The following is a 13607-nucleotide window of genomic DNA, read 5'->3' as shown; positions in this document are numbered from 1 at the left end:
GTGGATAATGAAAAATCATCAAGAATGAATCTCGGCTTTGTAATTTTGTTAATCGGTGTATTTATGGCTGCTCTTGACAATGGGATTATCAGTGCTGCCTTAACTAGTATTAACTCTTCATTTGAAGTCAGTGCGACACAGGGGACTTGGGGAATAACCCTCTACACCTTAGGGTTAGCGATCATGACCCCTATTGTCGGGAAATTATCTGATCGATTCGGAAGAAAAAAGTTATTTTTAATTGAGATTGTTATCTTTACTATCGGTTCTATTGGAGTAGCGATAAGTCCTAACTTCACCTTTTTCCTAGCAGCACGACTTTTTCAGTCCTTTGGCGGTGGAGGTATTTTTATTATCGCAAGTTCGCATGTCATTAGTACATATTCGAAGGAAAAGCAAGGAAGTATGCTCGGTCTACTTGGTGGTATGAACGGAATCGCGTCTGTTATCGGACCAAACATAGGAAGTTTTTTAATTGATGTAACGGGCACATGGCATTGGCTGTTCTTAATTAATGTCCCTATTGGTATTTTGCTTGTGATCGGGGGCATTTTCTATTTACAAGAAACAAAATCCAAGGTTATGGCTAAAATTGATTTCCTTGGTATTTCCCTATTGTCATTTTCAATTCTAAGTATCATGTTTGCCGTTAACAATCTAGGTTCAGGTAATTTGTGGAACAGTTTACTTAACTTGAATGTGTTGGGGTTATTAATTGCAGGTGTCATCATTTTTGCAGTATTGATCTTTGTGGAGAAAAAGAACGAGCAGGGGGATACAGTCGATCCTATTCTACCGTACAGTTTATTAAGTAAGCCTACCTATGCAGTAACGATGATTATGGCACTTCTTTCGGGTACATTCATCGGAGCGGTTATATTCATTCCATCTTTTGTGGAGCAGGTACTTGGCATTCCAGCAGAGAATTCAGGTTATTGGATGACGCCACTTGCTATCGCATCAGGGATCGGAGCAGGTGGGGGCGGTTTCTTTGTTGATAAACAGGGACCCGTGAAAACCTTGATTTTTGCAGGGATTATCGCAATTGTCGGTTACGGAGGACTTGGACTATTCGTAGATACCAAGACAACGTTTATTATATTCTCGGTTATAGCAGGGATTGGTTTTGGTTTTGTATTAGGGGCACCTTTAACTGTTCTCACATCAAATGCAGCAGGTACACAAAAAGGTTCAGCACTCGGAACACTTTCTGTAGCCAGACAGATTGGATTGACCATTTCTCCGACAATCTTCGGTGCATTTATTCAACGGGGATTTAGTAATATGGGGGTAATCATTCCTGAGAAGCTACAAGAACATGGCGTGGATACAACTAAAATACCGCTAGACCAGATCGAGAAACTAAGTAAGGGCTCCTACAGTGATATTCAATCTAATATTGCACAAATCCCGTCCGAAAATGTGCGTACAGCATTGCTTGAAGCATTTAAAGAAGCTGCTCATCATGCTTATAAGCCTATTTATTTACTTACTGCCGTAATGGCGATTTTTATCATCATTTTATCTGTGGTCTTCCATAAGCAATTTAAAAAGGACGCATTAAAACTAGAGGAAAATCAAGCTGAGCATTAATGCTAAAAGAATAATGAAATGATTAAAACAGGAGCACCTCTGCTTTTTTATAGAGGTGCTCCTGTTATTTTGATAGACAATCTAATTCAAATATACGGTATCGAACGGGTATAAATCTTGACGCCGACGGAATTCACCAGGAGATAACTCCATGTATTGGCGGAACACTTTTCCAAAATAACTGGAACTGGAGAAACCACATTTTGCAGCAATGCTCTGAATGCTTTCGTCAGTTCGCCGTAACATAGTTACAGCAGCTTCAATTCTTCTTCGTTGTAAATATGTAAGTGGAGAGTCGTATTGTTCCTTTTGGAATAATCGACAAAGATAGGAGCTAGAAACGCCACATTCTGTAGCAATCTCGTCTAGTGTAAGCGGCTGTGCATACTTTTCACTTATAACATGTTTAGCATGTAGAATCGCCTGATGGCTCTTTGCCGTGTCCTCTGAGGTATCATTTAAGTTAGGTCCTAGAAATGAGATCATCCACCTGTATAAAAGAGCTGATAATTCTGATGGATCTGAAATCCGATCAACGGATACCGCTCGATATAGATTCCAAAAAAGAATGATGGGCTGAGAAGCTTCGTTAATCTGAAAAAGAGATCCATGACGCTCAAAGATTCTTTCCCACATCCGAATCACATCTTCTCCACGTGCATTTAGCCAAATAAATGCCCAAGGTTCCTTTCCATCAACAGGGTAGTAATAGCGATGACGACTAGGTACTCTGACGAAAAATCCATGTCCAGGTGGAAGATCATAAGTTTGTCCATCAAGATCAATACGTCCCATGCCACTTAACGTGTATTGAAAGATAACATGCCCATGGTCGCGACGATGTTGCCCATCATTGAAATACCCTGTCGAAGCATCATTGGTCCATCCGAGTGAATCGAGCCGAAAGATTGGGAGGTCGTCTGAATAGCGAAAAGCAAAAGATCCTGTGTTTAGCATGAAAATCCTCCGGTAAATATTTTTCTACTCTTTATATCGTATACTACGCTATTTAATGAATTTCGGCAAAAATCACTTTGTGAATGAGGTCAATATTTTTATATTTAGGGCAATATGTTAAGATTGCGACAATAAAATTGAATTGCTATGATCATTTTATAAAAATCAATAAATTCGATAGGGGGATAAAAGACATATGTCAGAGCAACCTTCGCTTTTTCAAACGACTTGTTTACACTCGCTCGTGAAAGTCTTTCCGGATGAAACCTTAAGCGAGCCCTCATTACACAGAGGAACAGCTTTATGGTCAGAAACGTTCAGCTTTCAAGTTGCGTATCGATCCGAAATTTCTATTCATCCTCTTTACATATCCGTTTCCTCTGAATTGGGATCTCAAGTCAGTATCCGTTCGGTTGGACTTTCGCCATCGGAATTACCAACCTACTCATATTCGGACGATTATGTTTTACGTAAGACGCCGGGACTGTATCCCGATAAGCTGTTACCGATCCCGAAGGAAGGTATTCGTGCATATCCGGGACAATGGAGATCGGTATGGGTGACAATAAACTTGCCATCGCTTGCTGAATGGAACAAAACGAATAGTAAAATGGATCCTTCCTTTGAAATCAACATTTCGTTTGAAAATCAGGCTGGAGAACAGCTTGGTAGTGAACGTTTCGTTCTAGATGTTCTATCTACTGAATTACCTAAACAAAAGCTCATTCATTCCGAATGGTTACATTGTGATTGTATCGCTTCGTACTATAAGGTTGATATTTTGGGGGAAAAACATTGGGAGCTCATTGAACGTTATGTAGAAGGAGCGGTTCAACATGGAGTGAACATGCTTCTCACTCCTTTGTTTACCCCACCCCTAGATACGGCAATTGGTGGAGAGCGGCCAACGGTACAGCTCGTAGAAGTTGAGTGTACAATGGAGGAAGAATATCGTTTCAATTTCGATAAACTATCTCGTTGGTTAGAAATGTGCAATCGCGTAGGTATTCAATATTTTGAATTCTCACATTTATTTACGCAGTGGGGGGCAAAGCACGCACCGAAAATTATAGCGACAGTCTACAAGAATGGTGAAGCGAAGGAAGAGCAAATTTTTGGTTGGGATACCGATGCTAAGGGAGATTCCTATCGTCATTTTCTATCTCAATTTCTACCGGCACTCGCCTCTTATCTTGAGGAACGCGGATTAACGGAGAGATGTTATTTTCACGTTTCTGATGAACCGGCACTCCATCAATTGGAAGATTACCGGAGTGCCCGGTCGATTTTAAGAGAGTATCTAGAGGATTTTCCATTTATAGAAGCGCTATCGGATTATAGTTTCTATGAACAAGGGTTAGTGCCAGTACCCATACCATCCAATGATCACATTGAGGAGTTTTTGGAACACGATGTTAAACCGCTTTGGACCTATTATTGCTGTGGTCAGTCGGTCGAAGTTTCCAATAGGTTTTTCAATATGCCCTCATCCCGTAATCGAATTCTAGGCTACCAACTTTATAAATTTGAAATTCAAGGATTTCTTCACTGGGGCTACAATTTCTGGAATACGCAATATTCCCTTGAAGCGATAGACCCTTATCAAGTGACTGATGCTGGTGGAGCATTCGCATCTGGAGATGCTTTTGTTGTCTATCCTGGTCATGAAGGCCCGATCGATTCGATCAGGTGGGAGGTCTTCAATGAAGCACTACAAGATCTGCGAGCGTGTGAATTATTGGAGTCACTCATTGGACGTAGTCAGGTCCTTGAACTGCTTGAAAAAGGACTGGAATCGCCACTTACATTCCGTAACTATCCTCGCGATGCGAGTTGGTTGTTATCGAAGCGAGAAGAGATTAATAGGCAGATAGCTGTTCACTTATCAGATAAATAATATAAATGGAGTTTATCACGTACAGCCCATTCTCTTAGAGAGAATGGGCTGTACGTTTACTAATATAAGCATGATCTAATGATGCATTAAGCTTGGTTTAGCTGCTGAATCACATTTTTAGCATAAGCATCCGTAAATTGTACACGTCCATGATCCTGAATGATCTGACCTTCCTTTTTACGTTGATCCAGCCAATCTGAAATAAAGGAAGGGGCATATCCACCTTGACCGAATTCACCACCAAAAGCGATGATATTTTGATACACTTCCAAGTATTGATCGCGACTCGTATTAGGGTAAGACTTAATATATAACCAAAACTGTACATCATACATCAAATACGATAATTCATCGGCATGAAAAGAAAAGTGACCTTTTTCCTCGACAATTTGTGTACAGATCCTACGAATTTTCTGTTCAATCTGTTCTACTTCAGTTACTCGAGAGCAAAGCTCCTCTAACAAAGGAGAAAAGTTGCCTTTAGCGACTCTATATAAATCAGCTTCCTTATCTTCCTCAGAAGTATCGAATTCCTCTTCGCTTATTAAACCTCTAACAAACGCTTCGAAATTATCCGCTAGGAACGTTATTTCATAATCATCTTCCTGATCGACGTGAATGACTTCAGGTTCACCATCTCGCCCACAATTTCGGTAATCAAGCATCACGACGTCATGTCCTGCTGAAGGACAATCGCAGATTACAACACCGATATCTGGATATCCCCATTCCTCAATCATAAAAGGGCTGCCTAAGTCCCCGCATAGCGAATAGCTCTTATCACGACCAATGCCTAGGATTCCAGTAATCGCAATATGATCCTCAGCCCAAGAGGTAGGTTCTTCTGTTCTAAAACAGGTATTCTTGGGAACTCCTCCGTTCTGGTGTTTCATTAGTGCAATGTAAGAAGAAGGGAGCTTGTAACCCAGTTCTTGTTCGATCGATTGGATGAGTTCATCGGTTGGTGGATCGGATTGATAGGAATTTTTTGCATACTCGCTGTCATCCCAAAAATCATCTAATGACATGTTTGCGAAAGGAACCTTGCTTGTTGTACCTCCGAGAATTTCTTGCTTAGCTTTCAACTTGGCAGCAATTCTTTGCGCTTCTTTTCGCTGTTTCTCGGCCTTCTGAAGACTCCAGCTTAACCATAATTCGGTCTTCTCATCAGCTGGTTCTAACAGGTCAGCTTTACGAAAAGCTTGAAGCGCATCCTCATATCGTTTCAAATGATAAAGGGCATAACCTACCCGAAAATGCCAAAGTGGATCTTGCTTGCCAGCCTCGCTGATTATTTCGAATTGATGGAGTCCTTCTTCATAAAGTCCTAGGTTGTTATAAGCTCTACCCAGACGATTGACAGCATCATATTCTCTATCCTTCTCAGGGATAGCTGTCAGCGCATCTACAATACGCTGATGATCATCATCTTCATGCCACTGATCCAATTGTTCGATTAATGAATAGTCCATGACAGCCTCCAACATGATAATTTGGTACAACTTGTACAGCACTCATAGTAACAGCAAAAAATGGATGTGTACATGCAACTTAAATAAAAGTAATCCGTCTAAATATTCGCAATACAATCAAATCAACAGGAAGCGGGAGACTAAAATGTACAAATTCGTGGTTATTAAAATCATGGCTGCAATTATATCAGCAATAGCATGTACAACTTATAATTCTTGGACAATATACACACCAGTATCCGATAGGCTTACCCATACTTATTACTATTCATTTATGGGAATATTCGCTATCAATTTCGTTCCAAGCTTCTTCATTTTCATGATTTTAGGAGTCATTTTATCGCCTATTGTTGATAGTGTAATTTATAGGCGTTTTAGTGTAAAAGGGATTAAAGGTATTCTAACGATTATATTGGCCTATTTAATGCTGGGTATGGTAGGTGGCATGTTCGTTAGTCTATTCTTTTTTAAAATCAATTTTATATCTTATTTCATTTATGTCTCCATGATAAGTGCTATGTTTTTTTTATGCGTTCAATCCATCTTGCAATTCTGCTTATACAAACGTGGTGTCCTTCATAAGAAAATAATGGATTGATAGGAATGGGGAGGAATGTGTTACGCTTGTAACCTATCTAATTTCCTAGGGTTACGGCAAATACATAGAAAAAAAGGGTGTAATCATGTTGAGTAGAAAGAAAGCTTTAATAATTATTGGTGGATTTATTCTTATTGTAGTTATTGCTAGTTTGTCTTTGATTCAAGATCCTGATGATAATAAACCAATAGTTGCGGGTACAGAGACGATTATGATTGATTATGAGGCGAATTTTGTAAATGTGGTCCTTCCAGGCTTTGAAAATTTTGAAACTGCCAAAAAATTCGGCTTTGAAAGTTTTGCTGATATAGATCCCAATCGTACTAAACTGGTTGTTAAACAAGAATTGTATCCAGAAGGTGGTTATTATGTCGGGAAGGGTATGGGTGAACTCTATATCAATGGGGTTAAATATGATTTAGCCATCGAAAGCTCACTTGTGGAGCATGAGAAATTAAAGTCAGGTGATACACTCCTCTGGGGTAGTTTTGATGGAAAGATTAAACTTGATGACGAAAAGCCTCTATCCACAACGGTTAGCTTCACTATGATACCTGAAACAGCTAAAGGGGGTTATTATGTCATGCTAGGAGGAGTCTTTCTACCTTTTGGCAACGATTCTTTTGACTCAGATGAAATTAGAGATATTGTTTACAGGCGTGTTATGGAACAGAAGGAAAAGAATTAACTGGATTTACATGCAAGCCGCCATTAAGGCGGCTTTTTTTCATGTGTGCGCCCGGCTTGGGCGATAACTCGGCTGTTAAAGTCCGCTGCTCTCGTATAGCAGGAAGTGGTGTGAGAGTTCGGTTACTCAATTAATGAGTGGCTTCCTACTCGATTTGAAGGTTTATGTGTGGAGTAATTATGGACTTGTAAAATTCAAGGTTTTGGATGTTTTACTGCAATCCAAATTCTACTAAGCTAATCGTTATGAATCATATTCGTGATCTGAAAGAGAGGAGAAAACATGAGGCACCTAGTTGAGGAGAATCTTAAAGCCGTGAGGAGGCAGATGGAATTGGCTTGCCAAGCCTCGGGGCGCAGCATTAAGGACGTGCAATTGTTGTTAGCGACAAAAACAGTACCTCTTGAAAAGCTGCAGATGGCTATACAAATGGGGGAGACGCTATTTGGGGAAAACAAAGTGCAAGAGCTTCGTGGGAAATTTCCGCTCATGCATCAGGATAATCAAGTGGAGTGGCATTTTATCGGACATTTGCAAACCAATAAAGTAAAGGACGTTGTCAAATTTGTAACACTCATTCATTCAGTGGACCGTTTGAAACTGGGGCAGGCTCTGCACCAGCAGCTCGTCAAAGAGAACAAGAGCATAGATATTCTTGTACAAATAAACACGTCTTACGAAGAAAGTAAATTTGGTGCACCTCCAGAGATGGCACTGGAGTTAGTGGAACAGTTGTCCCAGTTCGAAACGCTAAACGTGAAGGGCTTAATGACGATTGGAAAATGGAATGCTACAAAAGATGAGACAAGGCAATGCTTCCGATTATTGAAATTGATTCAAACCCAAATTAGGAAGGCAAAGTTCCCGCGTGTTGAAATGGACATCCTCTCGATGGGTATGTCTGGTGACTTTCAGGTGGCTATCGAAGAAGGAGCTACGATCATTCGCGTAGGGACAAGCGTATTCGGTCAACGCTATTTGCCGGATGGTTTTTACTGGAATGAGAATGTGAGGCAGGACGATTAGGAGAGAGGCAGGAGAACACTTATGAACATAACAGACCCTTCGCTGCGCAAACGCGATGTGATATCGCCGATGATTGCAGCTTTAATATCTGTCATTGTCAATTACGGGGGCACATTTATCCTTGTGTTCCAGGCAGCAAAAGTCGCGGGATTGAGTCCCGAAATGACAGCTTCTTGGATTTGGTCGATATCTATTGGTGTAGGGGTAACTGGGATATGGCTAAGTTATCGATATCGGGAACCGATTATTACAGCTTGGTCAACACCAGGCGTGGCTTTTCTTGTATCGGCATTAGCTGTCACACCTTACTCGGAAGCCATTGGTGCTTATATTATCTCTGCTATAGGTTTTATTCTTTTAGGATTATCAGGAATGTTTGAACGTTTCGTCCGGCTCATTCCTCCAGGAATCGCTTCAGGACTTCTAGCAGGTATTTTACTACAGTTTGGTATTTCAGCTTTTGGAGGAGCAAAAGTTGACCCCTTGCTTGTTGTTTTCATGTTTGTTACTTATGTCGTATTAAGACGGTTTACATCTCGCTATGCGATTGTTGGCATACTGGCAATCGGATTGATTTATTTAATTGGCATGGACAAGGCGGATTTCAGTACAATCCAGTTGGCAATCGCATCACCTGTATTTGTCATTCCGGAGTTTTCATTCCAAGCTTTATTAGGTGTTGCCTTGCCGCTCTTTATTATTACGTTGACGGGACAATACATGCCTGGAATGTTCGTACTGCGGAATGACGGGTTCAAGACGAGTGCAAATCCGATCCTGACCATTACGGGATTGGGTTCGCTCCTAGCAGCACCATTCGGTTCGCACGCATTTAATGTAGCGGCCATTACAGCCGCAATATGCACAGGAAAAGACGCGCATGAGGATTCAACAAAGCGCTATATAGCAGGCATTACCTGTGGCTTTTTCTATATCTTTGTTGGTATTTTTGGTGAAACGTTGGCTGCTCTGTTTATGATTCTTCCTGCTGCCTTTATCGCAACGTTAGCGGGATTGGCTTTGCTTGGCACAATCGGTAGTAGTCTTGCGGGTGCTTTAACAAATTCCACCGGACGTGAAACCGCATTGATTACGTTTCTAGCAACAGCTGCGAATGTGACCTTGCTAGGCGTCGGCGGTGCATTTTGGGGACTAGTCGCGGGTTTGACAGCACATCTATTCATTCATGGAAAATTTTATAAACGGCAATACAAGCCGAGTGGAATACAACAATCCGAACAAAAAACAATATGAGACGTAGTGTATCAGAAAGAGTGGTGTTTACGCTGAACAAAAGTTACTTATTTCCTACCTACAATAAATTCCCGATCACACTTGTGAAAGGAAATAAAACAACCCTATGGGATGATGAAGGGAAATCCTATTTGGATTGTATGTCTGGCCTCGCCGTATGTAATTTGGGGCACATTCCAGATCGAGTAAAGATACGGATTCAGGAGCAACTGGAGCAAGTATGGCATGTATCCAATTTGTTTCATATCAAGGCGCAGGAAGATCTTGCTGAGAAGCTTGTGACCGTCAGTTGCGCGGATCTCGTTTTTTTCTGTAATAGCGGTGCTGAAGCAAACGAAGCAGCTTTCAAATGTGCGCGTAGGTACCACCAACGTGTACGTGGAAATGAACGATATGAGATTATTACGTTTGAACAATCTTTCCATGGTCGTACACTGGCTACCTTGACAGCTACAGGACAGGAGAAGGTAAAGGACGGATATTATCCACTTCCGAAGGGGTTTTTATATGCGCGTTATAATGATATCCAGAGTGTAAGAAGCAAGATCTCAGGAAAAACAGCTGCGATCATGTTAGAACTGGTGCAGGGAGAGAGCGGCGTTCATCTTGCTGAACCAGAATTCGTACAAGAACTAGCAAAGTTATGTAAAGATAAGGGGATTCTTCTGATTGTCGATGAAGTGCAAACCGGAATAGGAAGAACGGGAAGTATGTTTGCCTACGAGCATTATGGAATCGAGCCGGATATCATTACACTGGCAAAGGGGCTGGCGAGCGGACTTCCAATTGGAGCTATGATGGGAAAGGAAAAACTTAGGGAGGCTTTTTCAGAAGGGAGCCACGCATCCACGTTCGGCGGATCACCTCTTTCTATAGTCGCGGGGCTTGCTACCATTGAAACATTGATGGAACACGGATTAATTGAACGAGCAAAGAAGGCGGGTGCATATGCCCAAGATAAACTGGAAAATGATTTGAAACAATTTCCGATCATACGTGCGATTCGGGGGTTAGGACTGCTCATAGGTATCGAGTTTACGGAACCGGTTGCTCCAATCATTCAGAAGTTACATCAGAACAGGCTGCTTGTCTTGTCCGGAGGAACGCACGTCATCCGATTTATGCCAAGCTTATACATAACCAATGATGAAATAGATCAAGCGGTCTTTATATTAGGTAATGTACTGAGAGAACTGGAAGGTATCACAAATTAAAAGACGACCCTAGCGGAGAAGCCTCTGTTTATAGAAGCAACTCCGCCAGACGATCAATGCCTTCCTTAATGGCCATTTCATCTACTTTAGCAAAACCCAGTACCCATCCTTTTCGATCACTTTCTAAACAATACATGCTAAGAGGATAAACGCGTACTCCCTTTTCCAATGCTAAGTCCGTGACCTCTTCTTCGTCAAATGATTTATCAGCTTCAAGAAGCATATGCAGCCCCGTTTCTACACCACTTAGAGTAAAGTGCTCGCTCAGACCTGCCGAAACGATGGCTTTCGTCATCGTCTCGTGTCTGCGACGATATATATTTCGAACTCGTCTCATATGACGCATGAAATGGCCATGTTCCATGAAATGAGTTAGCGTTATTTGCTCCATAATCGGAAGATGACGATAAGTTAATTCATGGACTTGCGCAATTTGACGAATGGCCACTTTGGGACCAATGATTGCTGATAACCGAATACCAGGGGCAACCATTTTGGAGAAACTCATCATATATAAAGTGTTCTGGGGTGACTTGCTGAACAAGGTTGGAAGAGGGTCGCCGCGATATCTAAATTCGCTATCGTAATCATCCTCAACAATCCAGAACCGATTCTGAGAAGCTAAGTGTAACAATTGTTGTCTGCGAGGTTCCGACATAATGACGCCAACTGCACATTGGTGTGATGGTGTAACGAACACAAGTTTGGACGCAGGGTGAATATGTTCTACACATAGCCCGTACTCGTCAACCGGAACGGATGCAACTTGCATACGACGAAAGTTTAATGCCATCCAAGCAGCAGGGAAGCCCGGATCTTCAACCGAAACCGTTTCTCCTTCATTTAAAAGAGCTTGGGCAATTAAATCAATACTATGTTGAGCGCCTGAGGTTAATATGATTTGATCGAGATCCACATGAATACCCCGTTCAAGTGATAAATATCGTTGAATCTGTTCTCGTAGCGGTATGTATCCATAGGCATTGCCATATGCCCAATGATCCAGATCTGTTTCTGTGGAGGCTTTTAAAAATGATTGTCTCCAATTCTTTTGAAATAGTTCATCTAGGTAAGGCTCATGTGGACTGAAATTGATCTCTGCTTGTTGATGATCTTTGTTTCCGAACCAACGATGTAAATGGCCAATGGCAGAGTTTAATATTGGCAATTCAGGAGGAAGGGGACCATGTGTTCGAATATTCTCTGATGGCGAAGTCACAGATGCCCCTTCGCTAACTCTTGTTCCACCGCGACGTGAGGTTACAGTGTACCCACGGCTAAATAACTCCTCGTAAACAATTTGTATGGTTGAACGCGAAACACCAATTAACTGAGCAAGTTCACGGGACGGGATCAGCAATTCCCCCGGTGGCCATTTTCCAGTTGTGATATTATGGATTGCTTGATCTAGAAGTTGCTGCCATATGGGACGTTTATCATCTCGGTTTACGGTTAGCATTCATTCACCTCTAGTGGTTTGTAGTAGTTATGGACTGAACTAAACTCATATTAATGGATATGTAAGAACAATCCATTGGTTGATATACTATCATGACAATCATTGCATCTGCAACACGAAAGTATGAGATAACAAATGTTCGGATGGAAAGGAAGATGTTCATGAAATATTTGGAATTATATGATAAACCTGTGGCTAATGTTATAGGTCAAGAGCTAACGCGGCAGCGAGATCATATCGAACTGATTGCATCGGAGAATTTTGTAAGCCCTGCTGTTATGGAGGCATCTGCTACCGTGCTGACCAACAAATATGCGGAAGGGTATCCAAGAAGAAGATATTATGGGGGATGTAAGTATGTCGATAGAATTGAGGAACTTGCTATTCACCGAGTTAACGAACTTTTTGGTGCTGAACATGCGAATGTACAACCTCACTCTGGAGCACAGGCGAATATGGCGGTATATTTCGCTTCGGTTAAACCAGGTGACACGATTTTAGGCATGAATTTATCCCATGGCGGTCATCTTACACACGGTAGCCCTGTGAATTTTTCAGGAAGATTGTACAATTTTGTTCCTTATGGTGTTGATGAACGAACAGGGCGTATTGACTTTGACCAAGTGCGCAAGCTCGCTCATAAGCATCAACCACGTATGATCGTTGCAGGCGCAAGTGCGTATCCACGTACGATTGAATTTGAGGTATTCGCCCAAATTGCTGCCGAAGTTGGGGCTCTATTCTTTGTAGATATGGCACATATTGCGGGAATTGTCGCGGCAGGTTTGCACCCTAACCCTGTGCCCCATGCACACTTCGTTACGACGACAACGCATAAAACGTTGCGAGGACCAAGAGGCGGTATCATCATATGCCAAAAACCATGGGAACAAGCTATTGATAAAGCGATATTTCCTGGATCACAGGGAGGTCCGCTTATGCACATCATCGCAGCAAAAGCAGTTGCATTAGGCGAAGCGCTACAACCAGATTTTAAAATTTATATAGAAAAAATGCTAGAAAATGCTACGGTGTTGGCAGAATCACTAACAAATGAAGGGTTAACTATTGTATCGGGCGGAACCGATAATCATATTGTTTTAGTGGATTTGCGCTCGATTGGACTCACGGGTAAAGAAGCTGAAACCATACTTGATGAAGTGGGGATCACGGCTAATAAAAACGCAATACCTCATGACACGGCAAGTCCTTTAGTAACGAGTGGTATTCGTTTTGGAACTCCTGCGATGACAACTAGAGGATTAGGAACGAAGGAAATGAAAGAAATTGCCCAGTTTATAGGACTTGCTTTAAAAAATCCGAAGAGTTCAAAGGTTAAAAATCAAATATTGGGAAGGGTACGTGAGATCACGTCACAATTCCCTTTATATGAATAGGAGTACGAACAACAAGGGTTACTTACACCGGCTCGTAACAAGAGCGTGTACC

Annotated in this window: 10 protein-coding genes; 7 read left to right on the top strand and 3 right to left on the bottom strand. The window is 41.7% G+C overall.

The annotated features are described in order from the left end of the window. Positions 1 to 24 precede the first annotated feature (24 nt). A complete protein-coding gene (locus AC3WJJ_RS02860; protein WP_492539560.1) occupies positions 25 to 1593 on the top strand; it encodes an MFS transporter in 1569 nt (522 codons plus the stop codon). 81 nt (positions 1594 to 1674) lie between these two features. Here AC3WJJ_RS02860 and AC3WJJ_RS02855 read toward each other — a convergent pair whose 3' ends face one another. Continuing rightward, positions 1675 to 2550: a helix-turn-helix transcriptional regulator gene (locus AC3WJJ_RS02855; protein WP_492537839.1), complete on the bottom strand. Its 876-nt coding sequence runs from the start codon at positions 2548 to 2550 to the stop codon at positions 1675 to 1677. A gap of 196 nt (positions 2551 to 2746) precedes the next feature. Here AC3WJJ_RS02855 and AC3WJJ_RS02850 point away from each other — a divergent pair, with 196 nt between their 5' ends. After that, the gene (locus AC3WJJ_RS02850) at positions 2747 to 4447 is read left to right on the top strand and encodes a DUF4091 domain-containing protein (RefSeq protein WP_492537837.1); all 1701 of its coding nucleotides are present in this window, start codon (positions 2747 to 2749) and stop codon (positions 4445 to 4447) included. Between the two features lie 86 nt (positions 4448 to 4533). Here AC3WJJ_RS02850 and AC3WJJ_RS02845 read toward each other — a convergent pair whose 3' ends face one another. Beyond that, positions 4534 to 5919, bottom strand: coding sequence for an SMI1/KNR4 family protein (locus AC3WJJ_RS02845; RefSeq protein WP_492537835.1), 1386 nt, complete (start codon positions 5917 to 5919; stop codon positions 4534 to 4536). Between the two features lie 686 nt (positions 5920 to 6605). Between AC3WJJ_RS02845 and AC3WJJ_RS02840 the strand changes: the two genes are divergently transcribed. The 4 genes from AC3WJJ_RS02840 to argD all read left to right on the top strand — a co-directional run bounded on the left by AC3WJJ_RS02840 (position 6606) and on the right by argD (position 10699). Beyond that, a complete protein-coding gene (locus AC3WJJ_RS02840) occupies positions 6606 to 7205 on the top strand; it encodes a hypothetical protein (RefSeq protein ID WP_492537833.1) in 600 nt (199 codons plus the stop codon). A 282-nt stretch (positions 7206 to 7487) separates the two neighbouring features. Beyond that, a complete protein-coding gene (locus AC3WJJ_RS02835) occupies positions 7488 to 8231 on the top strand; it encodes a YggS family pyridoxal phosphate-dependent enzyme (protein WP_492537831.1) in 744 nt (247 codons plus the stop codon). Positions 8232 to 8252: 21 nt separating this feature from the next. Next, positions 8253 to 9485: a benzoate/H(+) symporter BenE family transporter gene (locus tag AC3WJJ_RS02830; RefSeq protein ID WP_492537829.1), complete on the top strand. Its 1233-nt coding sequence runs from the start codon at positions 8253 to 8255 to the stop codon at positions 9483 to 9485. After that, on the top strand, positions 9482 to 10699 hold the full coding sequence (gene argD / locus AC3WJJ_RS02825) for an acetylornithine transaminase (protein WP_492537827.1): 1218 nt from the start codon (positions 9482 to 9484) through the stop codon (positions 10697 to 10699). Before AC3WJJ_RS02830 ends, argD begins: the two co-directional genes overlap by 4 nt. A 28-nt stretch (positions 10700 to 10727) precedes the next feature. On the opposite strand, the gene pdxR is transcribed toward argD, so the two are convergent. Beyond that, the gene (gene pdxR / locus AC3WJJ_RS02820) at positions 10728 to 12158 is read right to left on the bottom strand and encodes a MocR-like pyridoxine biosynthesis transcription factor PdxR (RefSeq protein WP_492537825.1); all 1431 of its coding nucleotides are present in this window, start codon (positions 12156 to 12158) and stop codon (positions 10728 to 10730) included. A gap of 161 nt (positions 12159 to 12319) precedes the next feature. Here pdxR and glyA point away from each other — a divergent pair, with 161 nt between their 5' ends. Further along, the gene (gene glyA / locus AC3WJJ_RS02815; RefSeq protein ID WP_492537823.1) at positions 12320 to 13555 is read left to right on the top strand and encodes a serine hydroxymethyltransferase; all 1236 of its coding nucleotides are present in this window, start codon (positions 12320 to 12322) and stop codon (positions 13553 to 13555) included. The last annotated feature ends 52 nt before the right edge of the window (positions 13556 to 13607 follow it).

The organism is Paenibacillus sp. FW507-14B1B (genome assembly GCF_058781425.1).
The sequence above is the reverse complement of the archived record's forward strand: the minus strand, read 5'-3'. Positions and strand labels throughout refer to the sequence as shown.